General features: G+C 43.3%; 15 protein-coding genes. 4 read left to right on the top strand and 11 right to left on the bottom strand.

The window, feature by feature from the left end; translation table 11 throughout:
- Positions 1-7 precede the first annotated feature (7 nt).
- From rnr to C3B73_RS11690, 5 genes are all read right to left on the bottom strand, one after another.
- Positions 8-2179, bottom strand: a complete 2172-nt coding sequence (gene rnr / locus C3B73_RS11710; RefSeq protein ID WP_103665780.1) for a ribonuclease R — start codon at positions 2177-2179, stop codon at positions 8-10.
- 10 nt (positions 2180-2189) lie between these two features.
- On the bottom strand, positions 2190-6833 hold the full coding sequence (locus C3B73_RS11705; RefSeq protein WP_157939494.1) for a translocation/assembly module TamB domain-containing protein: 4644 nt from the start codon (positions 6831-6833) through the stop codon (positions 2190-2192).
- Positions 6834-6904: 71 nt separating this feature from the next.
- Positions 6905-7996, bottom strand: coding sequence for a 3-dehydroquinate synthase (gene aroB / locus C3B73_RS11700; protein ID WP_103665778.1), 1092 nt, complete (start codon positions 7994-7996; stop codon positions 6905-6907).
- Positions 7989-8537: a shikimate kinase gene (locus C3B73_RS11695; RefSeq protein ID WP_157939493.1), complete on the bottom strand. Its 549-nt coding sequence runs from the start codon at positions 8535-8537 to the stop codon at positions 7989-7991. The genes aroB and C3B73_RS11695 overlap by 8 nt, the downstream gene beginning before the upstream one ends.
- Positions 8538-8545: 8 nt before the next feature.
- The gene (locus tag C3B73_RS11690; protein WP_198597346.1) at positions 8546-10027 is read right to left on the bottom strand and encodes an NFACT RNA binding domain-containing protein; all 1482 of its coding nucleotides are present in this window, start codon (positions 10025-10027) and stop codon (positions 8546-8548) included.
- A gap of 136 nt (positions 10028-10163) precedes the next feature.
- Between C3B73_RS11690 and C3B73_RS11685 the strand changes: the two genes are divergently transcribed.
- Positions 10164-10817: a hypothetical protein gene (locus C3B73_RS11685; RefSeq protein ID WP_103665775.1), complete on the top strand. Its 654-nt coding sequence runs from the start codon at positions 10164-10166 to the stop codon at positions 10815-10817.
- Positions 10818-10888: 71 nt separating this feature from the next.
- On the opposite strand, the gene C3B73_RS11680 is transcribed toward C3B73_RS11685, so the two are convergent.
- The 6 genes from C3B73_RS11680 to ccsA form a co-directional block, all read right to left on the bottom strand.
- A complete protein-coding gene (locus C3B73_RS11680) occupies positions 10889-11743 on the bottom strand; it encodes a 3-hydroxyacyl-CoA dehydrogenase family protein (RefSeq protein ID WP_103665774.1) in 855 nt (284 codons plus the stop codon).
- 119 nt (positions 11744-11862) lie between these two features.
- Positions 11863-12540 (bottom strand): hypothetical protein, encoded by a 678-nt coding sequence (locus C3B73_RS11675; protein WP_157939492.1) that lies wholly within the window; start codon positions 12538-12540, stop codon positions 11863-11865.
- Positions 12541-12544: 4 nt separating this feature from the next.
- Positions 12545-15049, bottom strand: coding sequence for a heme lyase CcmF/NrfE family subunit (locus tag C3B73_RS11670; RefSeq protein WP_103665772.1), 2505 nt, complete (start codon positions 15047-15049; stop codon positions 12545-12547).
- Positions 15050-15133: 84 nt separating this feature from the next.
- The gene (locus tag C3B73_RS11665; RefSeq protein WP_103665771.1) at positions 15134-15529 is read right to left on the bottom strand and encodes a cytochrome c maturation protein CcmE domain-containing protein; all 396 of its coding nucleotides are present in this window, start codon (positions 15527-15529) and stop codon (positions 15134-15136) included.
- Entirely contained in the window at positions 15526-15768 is a 243-nt protein-coding gene (locus tag C3B73_RS11660; RefSeq protein ID WP_103665770.1) for a CcmD family protein, read from the bottom strand. Before C3B73_RS11660 ends, C3B73_RS11665 begins: the two co-directional genes overlap by 4 nt.
- 58 nt (positions 15769-15826) lie before the next feature.
- Positions 15827-16483 carry a cytochrome c biogenesis protein gene (gene ccsA, locus C3B73_RS11655; protein ID WP_232803180.1) on the bottom strand — a complete coding sequence of 219 codons (657 nt, stop codon included), beginning with the start codon at positions 16481-16483 and terminating at the stop codon, positions 15827-15829.
- A gap of 95 nt (positions 16484-16578) precedes the next feature.
- Here ccsA and C3B73_RS11650 point away from each other — a divergent pair, with 95 nt between their 5' ends.
- The 3 genes from C3B73_RS11650 (at position 16579) to C3B73_RS11640 (ending at position 22081) form a co-directional block, all read left to right on the top strand.
- On the top strand, positions 16579-16938 hold the full coding sequence (locus C3B73_RS11650) for a hypothetical protein (protein WP_103665768.1): 360 nt from the start codon (positions 16579-16581) through the stop codon (positions 16936-16938).
- A 104-nt stretch (positions 16939-17042) separates the two neighbouring features.
- Positions 17043-19400, top strand: a complete 2358-nt coding sequence (locus C3B73_RS11645; protein ID WP_103665767.1) for a S9 family peptidase — start codon at positions 17043-17045, stop codon at positions 19398-19400.
- A 320-nt stretch (positions 19401-19720) separates the two neighbouring features.
- Entirely contained in the window at positions 19721-22081 is a 2361-nt protein-coding gene (locus C3B73_RS11640; protein WP_232803178.1) for a S9 family peptidase, read from the top strand.
- Positions 22082-22118: the final 37 nt, after the last annotated feature.

Below are 22118 nucleotides of genomic sequence, written 5' to 3'. Positions count from 1 at the left end.
TGAGAAATTACTGAGCTAAACTAAGGTCGATCTGCCTTTTCTGCAGATCGGTGCTTTTAACACGCACTTTGATATCATCGCCAAGCTGAAATTGCTTCTTACTTTTGCGACCGACCAATGCATGTCGTTTTTCATGGTAAACATAATAATCACCCTTCAGGTCACTGACTCTGATCATTCCTTCACAATAAATATCTTTCAGAGTTACGAAAATACCTCTTTCCATCACTCCGCTGATGGTTCCCTCGAACGTTTCACCAGTTTTATCACTTAAAAACTCAACCTGTTTCAGTTTGATCGAATCACGTTCCGAATCTACAGCTACTTTCTCTCGTTCACTGCAGTGTTCACCATCCTTTTTAAGCTGATCGTAGGTATAAACTCTCGCTCCGGAATTATAGCCTTTCAACAAGCGATGGACAATCACGTCCGGGTAACGCCTGATCGGACTTGTAAAGTGTGCGTAATGTTTAAAGCCTAAACCAAAATGTCCAACATTATTTGGGGAATATTCAGCTTTAGCCATCGCTCTTAACATCAGTCCGTTTACAATATACTCCAGATTGGTGTCCTTCACCTTCTCAAGCAAGTTATTGATCTTCTTAGGGCTCATGTTATTACCAACCTCAAAGTTGATACCGATCGGTTTCACCTGCTCAGCGATACCGGCCAGTTTTTCACCATCCGGTTTATCATGAACTCTATAGAAGAAAGGAAAAAGATCCTTCGAACGTTTCTTTCCGGATTTTTTTCGCATGTTCTCAACGTGAGCCGCAACGGTTTTATTGGCCATCAGCATACATTCTTCAATAAGGCGGTTTGCAAAGATGCGCTTTTTAATGATCACTTCAAGTGGTTTACCGTCATCATCCAGTACAAACTTCGGCTCGGGATTATCAAAATCTATAGCTCCTTCACGAAATCTCTTATCCAGTAAAATCCGGGCCAGCTCAGCGGTGGTATTAACCTCATGGCTGAATGGATGATCCTTACCATCTATAACTTCCTGTGCTTCCTGATAGGTGAACCGTTGTTTGGAATGAATGACCGTTTCTTCAACCGAATAGTCAACCATTTGTCCCCTCGGATCGATCTCCATGAAACAACTGTATGTCAGCTTGTCCTCATTCGGGCGCAAACTACAAACCCCGTTACTGAGTACCTCAGGCAGCATAGGGATCACGCGATCCACTAAATACACACTGGTTCCCCTTTTATGAGCCTCCTGATCCAGGATCGATTTGGGCGTCAGGTAATGGGTTACATCCGCAATGTGTACCCCCAGGTAATAATTTCCATTATCCAGTTTTTTGATACTCAGTGCATCATCAAAATCTTTGGCATCGGCCGGATCAATGGTAAAAATGTTTTCATCACGCATGTCTCTGCGGCGTTTACATTCTTCTTCCGGGATCTCAAGCGGTATCTGGCGAGCATAATCTTCGACTTCTTTCGGAAACTCCGCTACCATATCATTTTCTGCCAGAATTGACAGGATGTTGGCATCGTTGGAACCGGACTTACCCAGCACAGATTTGACATTCGCTTCGGGTAAGGCTTTTGGATGTACCCAGTTAACCAGTTCAAATATTACCTTATCACCATCCTGAGCAGTGTTTAGATGTTCAGGCTGCACAAAAAAGTTGGTATGAACCGATTGCGTATCGGCTTCGATCACAAAGTTGCCTTTGGTGACTTCCCTTAGCGTTCCCACATAAAATTCCTTACCTCTTCTCACAATATCGAGAAGCTTTCCACGGGGTTGACCACTTCGCTTATCCTTACCAGTGATCTTCACCTTCACGATATCATCATTAAGTGCCAGCCCAAGGTCTCTTGAGGAAACCATCACATCCTGATCAAGCTCCTCTACTATTACATAACCTGTACCACGGGCTGAGATATCGATCTTGCCTTCATAGGTTTTTGCACCAACTGAGTCTGATCTCTTTTTCCGGGCCTTCCTTTTCTGAGGAAGCAACACGTAGTTGTCTTTTCGGTCAATATGTTTCTTATTCGATAACCGGTTCAGCGATTTATCGAGTCTTTTAATTTCGTTGTTACTTTCAAGGCGAAGAACGCTGATCATCTGTTCTCTTGTCATTTTATGATCGGGGCTGTTCTTCAGCAGATCTATGATCAGATCTTCAAATTTACTTAGTCTGTCTTTTTTACTCATTCAAATGGTATTACGCAGGACCGTCTGTCCCGCTATTTTCAGTTTCTTCTTGATTGTCGTTGTTGTTTTCTATCCCGAACAATTTCCTGAATGGTGAGAATAATCGTTTAAAAAATTCATCCCAGGAATTAAAGCTTACTTTAGCTTCAAGGCCCACGCCGTTGATATCCTGAGATTGTTGTGATTGTTCGGTGCTGTTTAATGTTCCAAAGGTAAGATCCTGACGGTGAAATGCGGTTACTGCAAATGTTCGGTTGATCCTGTAAGTGGCCCCCAAATCACCGATGTTGGATTGTCGTCCTGTTATCTGTCCTTCTCGTCTAAGTATCAGCTTATCATTATAAAGTCGCAATGCAACTCCAAGGTCAACCTGATTATATGTATTTAAATTAAAATCTACGTCTAAACTACTCAAATCGCTGTTCAATAACGAATTTATCTGACTGGACAGCAATGGGTTGATCACCTGACTGGATAACAATGGATTCAATACAGCTGCACTGCCCGACAGGTTTTCTCCAAACAGGTTACTTTGAGCTTGCCCACCCGACGAAACCGGAATGAAATTACCCATCAGCATAAAATTTGAAGCCTGAAGCAGTTTTAGGTCCTCATCCCGGTTAATGGTCGCGATCTGTGTGGAGAGTGTGGAACTCTGCTGAGACTCAATGGTATTCGGTAATCTGAAAAAGAAATTATTCTCAATACTCGAGATGGTCCCCCCAATGTTAAGAACCAGCTCTACAGGTACCCGCTGTGTATTATCAGGATCAATGGTTCCTGCAGTACTCAAGGTGTTGATATCCGGCCTGGCACTGTAAATAGCATTCAGATCAAGTCGGGCATTGGCAGGATCTCCCTCCCATACAATACTTCCACCCGATTCGATCTCAAACCGTCGTGTAAAGATATCACCCACCACAAACTGATACCGTCCGCCCTGAATATCAAACCGGCCAAACATAGACACGTTCTCATCCTCAAGTAAGATCCGAATACGTCCGGTTCCCTCAGCGGTTACAATGTCACCTGTAACAGGATCAAAAATGAGTCGAACGGTCATAGGGTCGTTTGCCACAAACTGAAGGTCCATGGTAAAGCGCTCGGTAAATGAAAGATCCACTTCCTCCTCTTCTTCTGATTCACCGTTTGTCGTTCCCCGGTTGCGGTTATTGAAACTTGCGTTTGTTACAGCTCCTTCCTCAAAGGAATCCACAAACCGTATAAAACGGTTTCCTTCGTCAAATTCCGTTTCCTCAAGCAGTGGTATTGAAATTTCCGAGAAATCACTGATCTGCACCGGCTCTTCAGTTCTTAAAACCGGTTCAAAATTTGTACCTGTAATAGTAATTGTGCTAGAGCCGTAGGCATCCCCAAAGAAAGGAAGTGTCGGATCGAAGGTACTGTTCAGGAACTGAAATTCATCCATTTCCAGGCGAATATTCATGCTGTCAGTCGGGGTGAAATCATTGAAGTCATAGTACCCACTCAATATGGCGTTACCCCCGGAGGGATCGATCAGGTAGATATCCTGAAATGTAAGGCCTCTGTCTCGGCTGAAGTTAATTCCACCCTGTGCATAGTAATAGGTATCCAAAAATCGTGGCCTCAGGTAGGCGGCATCTTCCGTTCCCACCATCAGATCTGCGTTAAAGTCGTAGGTGTCCGTATTCCCCCACAATTTTCCGCTACCACTTGCCAGACCGGATCCTTCCGTGAATACTTTTGGTGCAATGATCGGTAATATCCACATGTCAATATTTTTGAAATCGACTTCAAAGTTGTACAGTGAATCCACCTCAGGAAAATTACCGTCATTAGGAGCCAGAATGTATCCACTGATATCAAATTCCTGTCCTTTGCGGCTCGTATTCTCGAAATACTGCGGATATTTTGAAGAATCTGTGGTCACAGAGATATTTGTATCAAACCGGTCAAGATCCCTGTTGTAATTACTTCTAAGTGCCAGGTCACCAACCAGGGTTTCTCCAAACTCCAGGGCTTCCACATCCATATTTCCCTGAACGGTTGGTACAGTTGTCAGGGTACGTGTGATGAAATCCCCGTTTAGCGTTCCGCCAAAAGTGAGCCGTTTACCGATCAATTCAGAGATTTCATCCAGATTCAGGTCTTCTATGCTATATCTTACAGAATCTTCCGGATCTGTACTGAATGTTCCGTTGATCGCCAGAAATTGCTGCTGATTCTCAAATACAAAATCTCGTAGTTCAAGGGCCTCATCAGAGTTATAAACTATGGTTGGGATTCCATCATTTTGCCAGGTGTAAGTATCCGTACCGAGTCCAAGTGAATCTATATTCAACTCAAAAGCCTGTTCAAGGATCTTACCGCGGCCTTTAAAATCAAACGTGGCATTATCTGATAAATGAGCCATTGAACTGCTTAGATCCAGGGAATCGCGGTTCATAGTTGCGTTGAAGGTAAAGCCTTTGCCATTTACAATACCGAGGTCTATTCGACTGGCGGTAGACTGGATCTGAAGATTCGCAAAATCCTTGAGTGAAGAACCATATCTGAAACCACCTGTTGTTTGCAGCTCAAGTGTATCGGCATTAAAATCATTGACGGCAATGGTTTGGTCACTGAGGCTGGAAGTAAACAGGAGTTGCTGAGAATTTACGTTGAATGAGGAACTGAAACGTGCGGTGGATGATATTTGGGGCAATCCACTTAAATAAAAATTGAGTAAACCGAGATTTTTAATACGACCTTCAAACTCAATATTTTGATTACCGATCTCAGCAACAGGCCCCATATTTATCGTGTCATTAAAAAAGATCTCCTGATCGATCCTGTTTTTTAAATACCTGCCCCACTGGCCTGCAAGTTTCACTACACTCTCTGTATTGAACTCACCTTCTACCGTCGCATCAAATGCTGTGGAAGTAAAGCGCAAGATCCGTTGCCTTTCCGCCGGATCGTTAAAATCAAAGTAGAGCTGATGCCGGCCAAGAGTATCCTCTTCCGAACGGGATTCTAGTACATCAAGCGTGAATTTCCCAAACAGATTCTCAAGATCATCTCCAATTACATCTATTTCATACTCAATATCGGAGTAGATCGTTTTTAATCGGTCAACCGTTGCTAATTTCTTAAGTGGTAAATTGTCAGCAGATCCCTTTAAAAAGATCTCAGGCTCAGAATTTTGAATATTTACTTCACCACTGAATTGCGTTCGTGCTTCTCCAAAATTCCCACGAAATTCAGGTGTTATTATTCCATTCTCCCAGTTAACCAATGCATACAGATCATACTGAGCGTTTGTCGGGTTTAGGGAATCCACCGTTTCTATGAAAAGCCCTCCCCTTGCCGTCTTGAGATCAGTTGAGGTGCTTCTGATCCTGCCATTCAGTGTAAGATCTGTTTCACGAATACGTGGATCGATCAGATTTCCAATATCCAGTGAATCTGTTTCAAGCCCCAGATCAAATGACAGATCCTCTCCATAGCGGACGGATCCAGTCAGAGCCACAGACCCTCTCTCACCTACCGCAATCAGGCTTGTATTCGTAGAGTCTAACGTACCCTCAAAAACTCCCTCATATCGAGTATTTATGATGGCTTCGATCTGTTCATTTGTTAAGCTGCCTGCAAACTGTTCGATCTCATTATCTGAAAGGATCAGCGACTCGATCTCAAGCAAGTAACCCAGATCCTGTGGATTGGAGATAGATCTAAGCCGGCCATTGAAATTTGTATAACTATTCCCAAAAACCAATTCTCCATTACTGAATATCATTTCACTAAGCGTTCCCTCACCTTCCAGTGTGCCCTGTAAATATTTTTTAGTATCAGGAAGTTTTGGATATATCCTCATTAAATCTGCAGGTCCGATATTCATCTGATCCAGATTCAATGTCAATTGTGAGCTTTCAAGCTGATCCATGAACCGCCCACGTAAAGCGTTAATTCCATCTGCCTCAACACTGAAACCCAGCATAGAGTGTTCTGTAGTGATGTTGAATGAATTCAGTTCAAAAAACTGATCGTCATTGAAGATCTGCCCGTAGAGTTCTACTGTAGATAAATTCGGTTCGCTCGTATTGAAGCTCACGGAATTGAAATCAACAAATCGTTGCTCTTCTGTGAATTCAAAGAACATATCCATTTGAAGATTTGATATGATCAGGCTATCCGGTGTGCGATTGGGTTCAGTGGTCTCAGATTCCCAGAACTCCACGGTTCCATCCGATAAAACAAAGGATGGTATAATGACCTCAAAATCAGTGGGTTGCAGGGGAACCTCAAGACTGTCAACTACTGACCTTTGATTGGTGTCACGTTTTCTGAGAGCCCCGGATAAGGTGAAATGCGCTCCCTCAATCTGATCAAGAACTACCTTTGGCTCGTTTACGATCATCTTATTGATAACCAGCCTGTCTTGCAGTACTGACCAAAGATCAATACCTGCAGAAATATTACCGGCTGAAACCACCGGTGTAAAAGTGGAATCGTTAGGATAGATAGTTACATCCTTGAGGTTCATGTTAAATGGCAGTAAACCATCCACTTTCCCAATACTCAGCACTCCATCAAATCGCTCATTGAACTGATCTTCGATCTCATCAGCAATGCTGTTTTGAACCGGACTTAACTGTAAGGCCCCAAAAGCAATTCCTATAAGTAATGCCACAGTAAGAACAAGAACCCCAATGAAGGTCCAGAAGATGTTCCAAGATTTATATATCCAGCGTATGTAAGCCACTAATAAAATATCTTTAAAGTCTGCTGCCAGCTATCTTCCACAAAGGTCTTTTCCGCAACCCTGTATAAGTACGGTTCTCCAAGATCTTTTAGCAGAACCAGCCGCAACGTGCCGTCTTTTACTTTTTTATCCCGCATCATAAGATCTACCAATTGTGCAGGTTTCTGTGTGATCCCGTGCAGGTCAAAATCGTACAACGAACGAAACTGTAATAAATTTGACAGATCGATCTGACTTCCCAGTTTATTTGAAGCATAAGTTGCTCCCACCATTCCGGCATAAACTGCTTCTCCGTGAGAATAGGTACTATAATTCCCCAGGTTCTCCAGCACGTGACCATAAGTATGACCGAAGTTCAGAAACGCCCTCTTTCCGGCTTCCAGTACATCTTCTGAAACAACATCTATTTTGATCTGTGCACTTTGTCGGATCAGGTCTAACCAACTGTTACCATCCATATCAATTTCAGAATCAGTTAATTCTTTTAACTGACCGATGATATCCGGACTGTGGATCATCCCATATTTAAGTATCTCACTCATGCCATTCACCCACTCTTTTTCAGGGAGTGTTCGCAGATAACTGACATCTGCAAATACGGCCTCAGGCTGATAAAAGCTGCCGATCAGATTTTTTCCGGTTTTATGATTCACTCCTGTTTTACCCCCAATGGAACTGTCAACCATGGCAAGCAGGGTAGTTGGAATATGAATAAGTGGAAGCCCTCTTAAAGCGGTGGCTGCCACAAATCCTGAAAGATCTCCGGTAACGCCTCCTCCAATGGCAAAAACAGGGGTACTCCGGTCTGCGTTATTTCCAAGAACATGATCCAACAGTTTTAAATAAACGTCGGCACTTTTGGCTTGCTCTCCCCTTGGTATCTCAAAGATCTTGAGATCGGTAAATTGTTCACGAAGAGGCTCTTCAAAATATGATCTGTGATGCTTCAGAACGAAAGCATCAACCAGGGCAAAGGCTTTTTTTGAAGCATACCGTTTGGTGAACTCAGAAATATCATTCCTTAGGTCATTTCCCACAAAATAGGAGTAGTCACCCGCTGTAGATGTATTAACCTGTAATGTATCAAACATGGCGTTTAATTTTGTCGATTGCCGCCTTTACCAATTCCTGTTGCGACTCAAATTCGGAGGTATCCAACGTGATCTGTGCCTGTTCATAGAACCTGAGTCTGTTTGAATATAAGGTTTTAAGCTCGGTTTTAAGAGTTGCCTCCGATTTTATTTTCCCTTCCTTATCATATAAAATAGGCCGTTCCGTACTGCTTTGAACTCTTTGAACTATATCATCAAACGGAGCTTGTACACCTATTAAAATCCCTTTGGTTTTCAAAAGGTTCACGAGCTGCTGATCTTGCAAAGCCCCGCCACCAAGTGAAACGATACCATTGAAAGTTTTGGTCAGATCGATCAGGGTCGCATGCTCCTTATTTCTGAAATAGGCTTCCCCTTTTTGGTCAAATATTTCCTGTATGGTCTGCCTCTCCCTTATCTCGATCTCTTTATCAAGGTCTTTGTAAGGCAAATCCAGTTCATTGGCAAGCGATCTGGCCAGGGTACTTTTCCCGGATGCCATAAAACCGGTGACGTAAATGTTTCGGTCAATGGAATTCAAGTGATTGCTCATTTCACATCAGGCTTTCGGGGTTCCACCATTTCCACACTTTCCTTATCCACTAACACAGCTCCGGGGGGTGAACCTTTGGGTTTTCTTACATATTTTTTCTTGGTAATGATAACCGGTGCCAGCTTAGTTCCTTTGGCTTTAGAGTTATAGGCGGCATACGAAGCCGCTTCCAGCAAAACGTCTTTGGGAGGCATTCCTTTATCATTACCCATTCTTATGATCAGATGTGAACCGGCTACTTTCCGGGCATGCATCCACACGTCTTCTTTATGTGCCATCTGCACGAGTTTATCATTACTTTTGGCGTTCTTACCAATCCAAACCGGATAGCCCTTTATTTCAAGGGTGTAAAAAGGTAACTGCTCGGTATCAGAATCGCTGCCATCCGTATTTCGATATTCCTTCAGCTCCTCTTCGTGCTCTTTTTCCCAGTCTTGAAATTCCCACAAGTTGTTTATGGACTCCGCCTGTTCCAATAATCGCTCAGCCTTTTCTTTTTCTTTCTCCATTTTTGGGATCCTTTGTACGGCTTCCTGATAAGAACGTTCCGCACTGGCTGATTTCTTATAATATCGCTGTGCATTTTCAGCAATATCCAATTCCCGTTTTATGGGGATTTTTACTTTTTCGCCGGCATTGTACAGATCATCCAGCTCCAGTTCTTTGCTGTTCACGGAACCGATATGGGCGTTGGCCATTAAAATGTGCCCCCACTGCTCGTATTTTTCAGCTCGTTCCAAACCCTTGTCAGCCTGATGGAGATTCTTTAGTCCTGATTTCGTGCGCTTTATTTTGGTTTTAAGTCCTTTTATGATAGAGGATTTTCTTTGTTTGAGCCGCTGATTCCTGGAGTAATTTTTATATCTGTCCAGGATCAAATGATTTATATCATCATAGATCATCTGTGTTTTAAGAGGCAGCAAGTTTTCGGACAGCAAGGTTGTTTCACCGTTTTCGAGTAACCTAAACCAGGGTTCGGTTTCCATTTCCCCGGTCATCTTTCTAACAAAGGTTTCAAGCTCTGGCAGATCCGCTGTATCCAGTTCATGAAACTCGATCAGATCTTTGAGGTTCTGACGTGGAAGCATGGGATTAAGTGCAACAAGTTTATTCTTTGTGCTTTTATTGGAGATATCACCTTCAACCTGAAAAAGATCAAGTTCCTGGGGAGCCGGCACAGGTTCGCCCTTTTCATCATATTCCTTATACACTTCTGTGATCACACCATCTTTTGAAAGAAACACATTGGCCCGATTACTGAATAACCGAAAAGAAAGCTTATATCCGTTTTCAAAATGAATGTAGAACCAACGGTCTGTATCAGGAATGCTGACATCAGTGATCTCAACCCCGTAGATCGCTTCAAAAAAATTGATGGTATTACTTTTCTTTGCCCCTCGGTAACTATCTGTAAATAATGCAATATTGCCGGGTGCTGAACTAAAACAAAGACGAAATGAGTTATTTTTTTCCTCCACAAAAAACTCAATATAATTTTTATAGGGGCTGACCGTATTAGTAATAACGGAACCGCTTAACTTGTTTTTGAGCAGCCGATTTAGATATATTAATTCGTAATAATTCATTTAAAATTGTTGGGGAAATAAATTTTTCATGCAGTATCCAATCTTCAATTCTATTGTAAACACTGTAGAATCACAATTGGGAAAACGGGGTATAGCAACTAATAAATTCAGAACATGGCAAGATAACAAGATCTATGCAACAGGATTGGAATTAAACATTTCTTTGCAAGAAGCCTCTGAGTACATCAAATCACTTTCCATTAACTTTGACTGGGACAGTTTTCGGGAAACGTCTATGGCCAAGGGATTGGAAGGTATGGAAAGTCACCCCTTTCTTAAAATTGAGCCTTTTACAGAATCGACGGTCATGCCAACCATTGATGTGGAAATGATGTGGTTGTTCAATATTGATACCTGCCAAAAAGAGGAACCCGGGAAGTCCGGTAATTACAGGATCGAAGAAGCCAGTAAATGGATGGAATCGATCAGCCGAGAAGTGAATGAGTTACTGGCTGATGATGATATCATCACACGCTGGCATGTGGAGATAGATGGTGACGAGAATGGCCGTTACTTGTCCGCCATAAACCTGATCTCTTACTTTCAATATCAGCTTACTGAACCTAAAAGCCTGAATGACGTTCAGGAGATCGTAAAAAGAAAATTGAATGATCTGCTTTTAAAAGCCAACAAAGTGATATTTACTTCCAATAAGATATTAAGCAACTCTCTGGCTGCTTAGCTTTCAGATCAAATTCACATACAAGTGTTTAAAAGAAAGGGATCCGTTTTTATACAGATCCCTTTTTCAATTTAATCGTAATTGTAAAAACCTTCTCCGGTCTTGTTACCGAGTTTTCCGGCATCAACCATTTTAACCAGAAGCGGAGCCGGTCGGTATTTCGGGTCCTTGAATCCCTCATAAAGAACGTTAAGGATATCGAGGCATACATCCAGTCCAATGAAATCTGCCAGTCTTAGTGGCCCCATAGGATGAGCCATACCAAGTTTCATCACTTCGTCCACATTTTCTGCTGTGGCAACACCCTCACCCACACAAAAGATGGCTTCATTGATCATAGGCATCAATACACGATTACTTACAAATCCGGGTGCATCATTTACCGGAACCGGAACCTTATTTAATTTCTTAGAGGTTTCTTCCACGATCTTATAGGTTTCATCATCCGTTTCAAGTCCACGTACGATCTCAACCAGTTTCATGACCGGAACCGGGTTAAAGAAATGCATACCGATGAATTTCTCAGGCCGACCGGTCATGGATGCTAATTTCGTAATGGAAATCGAAGAGGTATTGGACCCAAGTATGGCATGATCCGGAGCGGCGGCATCTACCTTTTCCCAGACCGAGCGCTTGATATCAATATTTTCAGGCACGGCTTCTACAACAAGATCAACATCCTTTACACCTTCACTGACATCCAGAAATACGGTAATGCTGCCAAGAGTCGCGTTCTTCTTATCTTCGTTGATCTTTTCTTTCTTAACCATTCTATCAAGATTCTTCTCAATGGTTGAAAGGGCGCGATCAGCAAATTCCTGCTTGGTTTCGATCAGGTTCACCGGTATACCACTCATCGCAAACACGTGAGCAATTCCATTTCCCATCGTTCCACCGCCAATTACGGCTACTTTTTTAACATCCATGTATTCAGATTTTTTGATTAGTAATTTTAGTCAGGTTAGCCTTTTTGGAAGCGTTTTTCAAGGCTGTGTGACCTATTTTTCAAATAATAACTAAGTATGAACGCACCACAGATCCTGATTCAAAAATTGAATCTGATCCGGGCGGCCACCCCTTGATAACCGGCTTCGTTTACATAAGTAAATCCCGCCTCAGGAAAGTTTTCGAGTTTCTTCTGCGCCTTCAAATAGGCACTGATTCCACTTGTTATGCGATTACCCACCATCAAAACGACCAATGTTGGCAGTTGATTTCTGGTCTTATCCACTTTTTCACGGGTATTTTGATATTGTATCCGGTCCTCGGTACGGTCCCAGCTCCACTGATATTCGGGTGTATCAGGGAAAAGGGCATTCCATCGTCTGGCACGAAGTTGAGCCTCATTATATTCACCCATGGAGTCGAAATTTCCCAGGGCGATCAGGTAATCCCTGCTTTTATCACAAAGGTCTGCCCCGGACCTGCTTTGTGCCAGGGTCCGGAAATCGGTTTCAAGGTAATTGGCGCGGACATTGAGCCCGAGGTAAGACAACACTAAAACGGCTTCTCCTGCAAGATGGTACTTCCCACGGTTCCAGTTGGTATCATCCACATAATGGTGTCCCCACCCGGGCATCACCATAGATCTGAGAAAAGCGCCACCGGGTGTAATTTCATCCCGATCTTGTGCCTGCACTCCGGGTTCAAAAACCGAGAGAAACAAACCTATTGAACAGACTGTAAGTAAGCGTAATAGCCCGTTCAGTAGGTTATGAGTCATGGCTTCAATCCGAATTCTTTTCTTTTTCTCTGCCCCAATGTCGGAAAATTGAGATGCTAAATCCAATCATCAGGATAAAGGTACCGGTCCACACCACAGAGATAAATGGTTTTTCATCGGCTACAACCAACACCCATTCAGGTTCGTATTCCTCTTCTAGTCCGGTAACAGTCAACTCAATGCTGTTTTCCTGTGGATTGATCTGTGTGAACTGAAATTCCAGATCAAAATCTGAAGCAAATGCAGGGGGAGAAAATATGTAGCTTTGTCCGTTTTCGCTGTACACCGCAAACAAGGGATCGAGGGTGATCACTCTGTTGCTGGCCGGGTGAATAAGCTCTACTTCAGCCCGAACGCCTATGGTCGTATTTGGAGGAAGTTCTGTACTGTCAGTTTGTACGTAGTTTACGAACCGAATGGTGTAATTACCTACATCAATAGATTGCCCCGGATTCATATTAAACGACTGCACATTCACAGAATCTTTTTGGATCCCGGCTGTATCCTGAGAAGCTGCATTTTGCATCATTTCGGCATTCTTTTTCACCCATTCATTTTGTTGCTCGACGTATGAACTTCCACCTACATACAAGTAGATATCGCTCATGAGTCCGGTTCGAACATCCGGATCAACCGACCATTGAATATTTTCCTGTGTACTTGAGGTCAGCATTGGATACACTTCCGGATTCATATAAAATGGTTTACCCCCATCGATCGGTTCGAACAAGATCTTATAAGTCTGCTGCCCCCTTCTCACCGTGTTATCAAGATCATATCCCTCATAGGTAACCATATACCTATTATCTATCATTATGGGCTCATTGAGGTTGAGCAACAACATTTCTTCCTTTTGCGTGACTTTGAAGCCCTGTTCATCAGTTACTTCACCTCTCTCTACAGCAGCATTGTAATTAGCCGTCTTCTGATCGACCAAAGGCTCGTTATAGGCTGAGGAAGCCAGAATTCCCACAAGCAGCAAACCAAATCCAACGTGGGTCAAAGAGCCCCCGATCACTTTCGGATTCTTCATTGCCAGTTTGATCATGATCCAGGCATTACCCACTATCGCAAAATACCCACAGAACAGGTACACCATATAATACAGATCTCTGACATCTCCGAATATTACACTCAGGATCGTTACCGCACTGGTTACCAGTAATGGATTGATCAATGCTGATGCCAGTGATTCTGCATCATGCTTGTTCCAGAAAAGGTATTGCCCGACCACGGTCAACAGTGCCATGATCATTGCAATAGGCATGCTCCATGTATTGTAAAAAGAGATCTCCGGCGGGGTTGGGTTTTCAACAAACAACCGCCCAAGTATGGGTGAACTGGTTCCCAGGATGATGACTAACCCCAGGATGAGAAGCATCATGGCACCGGTCACTGTCATAAACTCACGGCTCAAAATACTTGATTCTTTTTCAGGAGAAGGCAATTCCTTGTATCTCCAGAAAAACAGGCCAAGCCCCACAAGAGTAACCACCAGCATGAACGCCAATAGCTGATTATACAGCCCCAGATCCACAAAACTATGAACAGAGGAGCTGCCCAATATTCCGGAACGGGTCAAAAACGTTTCATAGACCACGGCCACATAAGCAAGAATGGCAAATAAAATTGAGGACTTCTGAGCGATCGAACTTTTACGCTGAATGATCATGGTATGGATACCGGCCGTACCGATCAGCCATGGAACGAGAGAGGCATTCTCTACGGGATCCCATGCCCAATATCCACCAAACGACAGGGTTACGTATGCCCAATATCCGCCAAGAAATATGGCTGTAAGCAACGCTACATTAGCACTTAGAGTCCATGGCAATGCAGGACCGATCCATTTGTGATACTGTTGTTTCCAAAGAGCGGCCATGGCAAAACAGTATGGAATGGTCATCATGGCAAAACCGATGAAAAGTACCGGTGGGTGGATCATCATCCACGGACTCTTCAGCAGATCATTCAGGCCACTTCCATCACTGGGAACAAAATCAGGATTGGTTTGCAAAAAGGGAGCATTAGGCATCTCCTCTGCTATGGTTCGGAAGGGTGAGGCTCCCAGCTTCAAACCAAAAATATCCCATCCAAGTAACATGGAAAGCAAGAACACCTGGGTAAGTGTCAAAAAGAAAAGTACGGGCGCTTTATATGGAGCCCGTGTCCATTTCATCAATCCAAAACCAAACAGAGCTGAAAACAGGATCCAAAGCATGAAACTGCCTTCCTGGCCGCCATAAAATGCAGAAAACAGATAACGGGGGGTTAGATCTAAACTCGTATAGTTGAATACGTAGTAATACTGAAACTGATGCTGAAAGATCAGATAGATCAGAATACCGGATGCAATGACCAAAAAGGTGGTCTTTGCCGTAAACAGCCAGTTACCCAATTTAAGTGTACGATCTTCATCTTTATTGGCTGAGATGAAATAAAAAACCATGGCCCCTATCGAAGTGACAAAAGAGGCCGATAATAACAGTTTACCAAGGATTCCTAGCATGGATAGGTGTAAATTTTTTTAGGTAGTGGCTCTTGATGAAAAAATATTAGCTTTCAGTCTGATCGGTTCAAACTGAAACAGTATCTAACCCTCGACAGCTTCTGTAAACTGCCCGGGATCTGCATCATTATACTTGGAAGGGCACTTCATCAGCATTTCGTTGGCATAAAAAGTATCTCCCCTCATTTCACCGATCACAACAAGTTGGTCTGCCTGTTCGAAATTATTCGGTTTAGGTTTGGAGTAGACCACTTTTTTGGAAACTCCATCCTCATCTTTCATGTAAAATGTGAAGCGTTTGGTCTCCAATGAGAATACGGCTTCTTTTTCATCGTCCCAGGTTCCGGGAATATGAGCTGTAGAACGTTCTCCGGCTCCTTCAAACGTAGTGTAGGTACTTATACTTTCGCCAAAATTATACATCAAGAGTGATGTAAATCCTACAATGGCAACAATTCCAATGATCAGCTTCGGTTTCATGATGTTTTATTGCTTTGAATTTCCTGTTCAAGTTCGCTGACTTTCTTGTCAACTCTGAAAAGAAAGAAGATGAGTACCAGCCAGATTATGAGGCTGACTCCGAGAACTACAAAAATTAAGTCGTTTGAACTCATAAATTGAATAAATGCGTTTGTTTCTTCACCTGATGCAGCTCCAGCCCATTGATCCGAGTAAGCCTCTGTGAGGGTGTCAACGACTGCTAATGAATCTTCTTGCATAGTTTAATTAAGTTTTGGTATCTGATCCGACCATCGATCCGATGCGTATTCTTTTAAATTACGAATTCTCCAGCTCAAGTTTTACCCTGTTATAACGATGGTGGATGTCGTATATCCAGATTCCCAATGCGATAAATCCAATAAAGGCCGGATAAAGTATGAACCGTAATTCATCAGCCGTAATTTCGCTGAATGCTGGATTTCCGTCTGCTCCGGGATGCAAACTTGTTAACTGCCTTGGAACCACATATAACAGAAACGGAATCGTTGTAACGGCAAAAATATTGTAAACAGCTGCGAGTTTTGCCCTTTTTTCACGATCATCAAATGCAGATCGGAGCATGAAATATGCTACATATATCATTAAGGCAAGAGCAGCAAGGTTCATTTTTGGCTCAGCAAAGGTCCACCAGGAACCCCAGGTAAAACGAGCCCAAAGTGACCCGGTCAGAAGTCCACAAACACCGAATGCCACTCCCACTGATGCGGCTGAAGACGCTTTGATATCAAACACCGGGTCCGGCTCATTCAGATATTTAATACTGTACCAGAAACTGATCAAAAAGAGCACGAACATGGTCATCCACATGGGTACGTGGAAGAAGATATTCCGTGCTGTTTGTTCGAGTATGGGAATTTCAGGAATGTAAATCAGAAAGCCGGCAGAGATGACCACGGTCATCCAGATAGCCACTACGTATTTCCAGATTTTCAAGAATGTGGGATTTTCATTAACTATAATTGCGTTTCAAGTACAAAATATACAAACTTCGGCTCGATATTCTGAGTATAAAATCCGTAAAATCTGCCATGCCTGACTCCCAACTTCCCGTTGTTCTAACTCCTTCTCCCAAAGCTTATTTCCGGAGTTATATGGTCGGTATTTTGCTATCTCCCCTTGTGATCGGGTTATACATTATATGGAAAGCAGAACGTAAACGGCGCAGTACCCGGTACACCATCACAGCATCCATGCTCACCATAAGTGATCAAAAATATTCGAGAAATATAGATCTTGTAAACATCTCCAAGATTCAGGTATTGCACAGATTTCCGTCAATTGGCATGCTAACACTACATACAGATACTCAGCATTATGTTTTGGTTGGGTTAAAGGATCCTGATATGATCTCCAATATCATTCGAAAAGCAAAACAAGCCAACACATAGTATAGAATACTCTAACTAAATACATCAGAACTAAGGTTTACAAGTGTTTTACAAAATAATGCCGTTTCTTATTGGCCTCTTAACACATACTTAAACAATCGACTATGATTTCATCAAAACTAACTAAAGGGCTCTTCTTTGCTCTTATTTTGACTTTCATTTGTAATTTTTCGGTTTTAGCGCAAACCGCTAATTTCGAAGCCGCTGAGCGCTTCACCGGTGATAAAATGGAGAAACTGATCGGTAACACGGCTGTGTATCCGCGCTGGATCGAAGACACCAATAACTTCTGGTATGAATTTGAAAATCCGGATGGTAAGAACTGGTTTTTCGTAAATGCGGAGCGTGCCTCACAGCGTTACCTTTTTGATCAGGAGGAAATGGCTTCTCAACTGACCGAGATCTTTGAGCGTCCCTTCAACTCAAAAGACCTGGACCTGAATGGCTTTGAATATGACACCGATAAAGAACGCTTCACATTTCATGTAGACAGCATTGAATTCACCTACAACCTGAATGGGAATCAGCTGATCAAAGGTGACTCCCTGCAAAAAGAGGAAAATGAGCGATGGGCAACCTACTCACCTGACAGTACATGGATCGCTTTTGCCAGGGATCATAATCTTTATGTGATGCGGTCAGATGATGAAGATAGTACGGAGATCCAGCTATCTGAAGACGGCGAGCGCTGGTTCAGTTATCAGGCAGATGAAGGTGACACCACCAGCAACGAGAGACTCAGAACGAATGCGCGTTTCTTTGATGATGAAACAAAACTTTATGTAACCCGCACCGACATGCGCGAAGTGGATGAACTCTGGGTGATCAATTCACTGGGTGAGCGACCGGAACTGGAGACCTATAAATACGGCATGCCCGGCGAGGATGAGATCGGGATCGACCACGTAGAAGTATTTGATATTAAAAGCCGCGAACGCGTTCGAATGGATACCGATAAGTGGGAAGATCAGGATCTAAGAGCCAATTACGGTGGGCATCAAACCGGTGACTATCGTGCAAACAGTTCCGATAAGCTTTACATTTATCGCGAAAACCGGCCCTCAGACAAAGTGGATGTACTTATTGCAGATACCGAAACCGGTGAAACGGATATACTGATCAGCGAAACCAGTAAGCCTTACTTCAACTGGAGCTATCAGTACCTCGGCATTATGAATGATGGTGAAGAGTATCTGTGGTGGAGTGAGCGAACCGGATGGGGACAACTATACCGCTACGATAGCGAGGGTAATTTAAAAAATCAGATCACAGACGGTAATTTTGTGGTTGGTGATGTTGTTAAAGTAGATACTGCCGGCAAGAAGCTCTTCTTTGAAGCCTTTGGGCGTGACGGTGACAACCCCTATCACAGCAACCTGTATAGCGTAAGATTTGACGGCTCAGACTTCAAACACCTGACACCTGAGAATGCCAATCACTGGATCTCTGAATCTGATGAAGGCAATTACTTTGTAGATAACATCTCTCGCGTTGACCAACCTACACGTTCCGTACTGCGTGACGAAAATGGACGAATTAGCCTGACCCTGCAGGAAGTGGATATGAGCCCTGCCGAGGAGATCGGATGGGAAGCCCCTGAGGAATTTAAGATCAAAGCCGCCGATGGTGTTACGGATATTTACGGTGTTATGTGGAAGCCATTTGATTTTGATTCCACCAAAAGCTACCCCATAATTTCTTATGTGTATCCGGGGCCACAAACGGAGCCCTTCCCTACCAGCTTCTCGCTACAGGGGTACACCGGCCGGAATCAGGCTCTTGCTCAGTTAGGATTTGTAGTGGTGGCATTTGGTAACCGTGGCGGTAGCCCAATGCGGTCCAGATATTATCATACCTATGGTTATGATAATTTGAGAGATTATCCATTGGCTGACAACAAATACGGAATAGAGCAGCTTGCTGCCCGTCACCCCTATATCAATGATAATAAAGTTGGGATCTTTGGACATTCCGGCGGTGGTTTTATGAGTACAGCCGCCCTTCTGACCTATCCTGATTTTTACACTGCCGCTGTTTCATCTGCCGGTAACCACGACAACAATGTGTATAATACCTGGTGGGGAGAAACACATCATGGCGTCAAGGAAGTGAAAAAGACTGTCAAGGAAATGAATGAGGACAGTGTTGAGGTCGAAAAGGAAGTGATCACCTTCGAAAGTGAGATCAAGACCAATGCATCACTGGCTGAAAACCTGAAAGGACACCTGCTTTTGGTTCACGGAGATATGGATAACAATGTACATCCGGCCAATACCATACGCCTGGTGGATGCCCTTGTGAAAGCCGGCAAGCGATTTGACCTGATGATCCTTCCGGGACGCCGACATGGTTTCGGGCCTTATCAGCCATATTTTGAGCGGCAAAAATGGTACTACTTTGCGGAACACCTGTTAGGTGATTACCGGACCAATGTGGACTTCAATCTCCCTGAAGACGAGTAGATCTGTTGAATATCGAAAACTAAATATTGAACATTCAACGCCGAAGTGGGAATCTGCTTCGGCGTTTTTTATGCTAAAATAAAAACCTTGCAGCGTCCTTAAAGACCTGCAAGCGTTGTGTGGGCTGAAATAAGTGTTTTACCAATGATCCGAACGCTTCAAGGACCTACGGACGCTTGAAGGTTCTAAATAGGATCTTGAATACCGAATTTAGTACCTGATTCTGCCTTTATTAATTACGGCATATACAATCCGGCTGTACAATTATATAATTTTTACAATAAAAACTCTTTACTTCAGACAAACAATGAACTTAACCCATGCTCATGCTTTATAGATCTTTAAAATCACTAATTCCCATTGTATTGCTTCTATTTGGGATGTCCACCATTGCTCTGGCTCAACAGGCCAATTTCGAAGCCGCTGAACGCTTCACCGGTGAAAAAATGGAAAAGCTTATCGGAAATACCACTGTCTTTCCGCGATGGATAGAAGATACCGATCGTTTCTGGTACACTTACGAAAATAATGAAGGTAAAAACTGGTACTACGTAGATGCAGCTCGTCCGTCTCAGCGTTTGCTATTCGATCAGGAAAAAATGGCTTCTCAACTTGCAGAAACATTCAACCGACCTTTCAACGCCAAGGATCTTGACCTTGAAGACTTTGAATATGATACCGACCGGGAACGTTTCACCTTTCATGTTGACAGTATTGAGTTCACCTACAACCTGAATGGTAATGAACTAATTAAAGGGGATTCCCTTCAGGAAGAAATTGAGGAAGATTGGGCTACCTACTCACCTGACAGCACCTGGATCGCATTTGCAAAAAATCACAATCTATATGTTATGAGAGCGGATGATGAGGACAGTACGGAGATCCAACTGACCGATGACGGCGAATTATGGTTCAGCTATCAGGATGAGGATGATGACACTACTTCAAATAAACGACTAGAAGCTAATGTGAACTGGTTCGAGGATTCAAAAAAACTCTGGGTAAAACGGCAGGATAAACGTAAAGTTGATGAGCTCTGGGTCATTGATTCCTCAGGTGACAGACCTTCACTTGAGACCTATAAATACCCTATGCCCGGCGAAGAGGATATCTACATTGATGAGATCAAGGTATTCGACCCGGCTGCTCAAACCTCCGTAACCCTTGATACCGATAAATGGGAAGATCAGTCCCTTGGGGGTGCCTATTTCAATGATGGCGGAATATTCGAGACTGACCGGTCAGATTATCTCTACATCCTGAGGAGAGACCGTACTTGGAGCAAGATCGATGTGCTTAAAGCTAATACCAATACCGGAGAGGTCGAAGTCTTGTTCTCTGAAGAGAGTAAGCCTTATTTCAACACCCGTTATGCACAACTGGCCATTATTAATGAAGGAGAAGAATTCATATGGTGGAGTGAACGAACCGGATGGGGACAGTTATATCGCTATGACAGTGAAGGAAATCTTAAGAATACTATCACTAACGGCTTTTATACTGTGGGGGATATTGCTAAGATCGACACCACGGCTCAAACCATTTATTTTTCTGCATACGGACGTGAAGCCGGTCAAAATCCCTATTTTGAAAACCTATATTCGGTTCGATTTGACGGTTCCCGTTTCAGGCACCTGACCCCTGAAGATGCCAATCATAATATCTCCCCCTCTGAGGATGGCAATTACTTTGTTGATAACTATTCCAAAGTGGATCAGCCAACCACTACAGTGGTGAGAAATGCAGCCGGGGAAGTCACGTTAGAGTTACAAAAGGTGGATATGAGCGCAGCCGAACAAATTGGATGGCAGGCCCCTGAAGAATTCACAGTAAAAGCAACTGATGGCGCCACCGATCTGTATGGTGTGATGTGGAAACCTTTCGACTTTGACTCTACCAAAAGCTACCCGATCATCACCTATGTGTATCCGGGACCTCAGACTGAGCCTTTCCCAACCAGTTTTTCTGTGACCGGCTCAACCGGAAGAAATCAATCACTCTCTCAACTTGGATTTGTAGTGGTTGCCTTTGGTCAGCGAGGAGGAAGCCCGATCCGTTCAAAATATTATCATAACTTCGGGTATGGAGATATGAGAGACTACCCGCTGGCTGATAACAAATATGGGATCGAGCAACTCGCATCCAGGCATTCATTTGTGGATCAGGACAGAGTTGGGATCTTTGGGCACTCGGGCGGCGGTTTTATGAGTACTGCCGCTCTATTAACCTACCCTGATTTTTATGATGTAGCTGTTTCATCTGCCGGTAACCACGACAATAATATCTATAATATCTGGTGGGGTGAAGTCCACCACGGCGTGAAAGAGGTGAAAAAGACTGTTACGGTAATGAATGAGGATAGCGTGGAAGTGGAAAAAGAAGAGATCACCTTTGAAGCTCCTGTTGAAACCAATGCTGCATTGGCTGGAAACTTAAAGGGACATCTGTTGCTGGTTCACGGAGATATGGATAATAACGTACATCCGGCCAATACTATCCGGCTTGCCGATGCCCTTATCAAAGCCGGAAAACGATTTGATATGATGATCCTGCCGGGAAGACGGCACGGATTCGGACCTTACAATCCATATTTCCAGCGCATGATGTGGTACTACTTTGCGGAACACCTGTTAGGTGATTACCGAACCAATGTGGATTTCAATCTCCCTGAAGACGAGTAGATCTGTTGAATATCGAAAACTAAATATTGAACATTCA

The sequence above is a fragment of the Gracilimonas amylolytica genome (genome assembly GCF_002911695.1).
GTDB classification, from domain to species: Bacteria; Bacteroidota; Rhodothermia; order Balneolales; family Balneolaceae; genus Gracilimonas; species Gracilimonas amylolytica.
The sequence above is the reverse complement of the archived record's forward strand: the minus strand, read 5'-3'. Positions and strand labels throughout refer to the sequence as shown.

Bases quoted from the DNA above. Each gene is read 5' to 3' on its own strand.
- C3B73_RS11675 (WP_157939492.1), bottom strand. From the start codon at position 12,540: ATGACTCATAACCTACTGAACGGGCTATTACGCTTACTTACAGTCTGT.
- rnr (WP_103665780.1), bottom strand. From the start codon at position 2,179: ATGAGTAAAAAAGACAGACTAAGTAAATTTGAAGATCTGATCATAGAT.
- C3B73_RS11645 (WP_103665767.1), top strand. From the start codon at position 17,043: ATGATTTCATCAAAACTAACTAAAGGGCTCTTCTTTGCTCTTATTTTG.
- C3B73_RS11665 (WP_103665771.1), bottom strand. From the start codon at position 15,529: ATGAAACCGAAGCTGATCATTGGAATTGTTGCCATTGTAGGATTTACA.
- C3B73_RS11685 (WP_103665775.1), top strand. From the start codon at position 10,164: ATGCAGTATCCAATCTTCAATTCTATTGTAAACACTGTAGAATCACAA.
- C3B73_RS11650 (WP_103665768.1), top strand. From the start codon at position 16,579: ATGCCTGACTCCCAACTTCCCGTTGTTCTAACTCCTTCTCCCAAAGCT.
- C3B73_RS11660 (WP_103665770.1), bottom strand. From the start codon at position 15,768: ATGCAAGAAGATTCATTAGCAGTCGTTGACACCCTCACAGAGGCTTAC.
- C3B73_RS11640 (WP_232803178.1), top strand. From the start codon at position 19,721: ATGCTCATGCTTTATAGATCTTTAAAATCACTAATTCCCATTGTATTG.
- C3B73_RS11680 (WP_103665774.1), bottom strand. From the start codon at position 11,743: ATGGATGTTAAAAAAGTAGCCGTAATTGGCGGTGGAACGATGGGAAAT.
- aroB (WP_103665778.1), bottom strand. From the start codon at position 7,996: ATGTTTGATACATTACAGGTTAATACATCTACAGCGGGTGACTACTCC.
- C3B73_RS11670 (WP_103665772.1), bottom strand. From the start codon at position 15,049: ATGCTAGGAATCCTTGGTAAACTGTTATTATCGGCCTCTTTTGTCACT.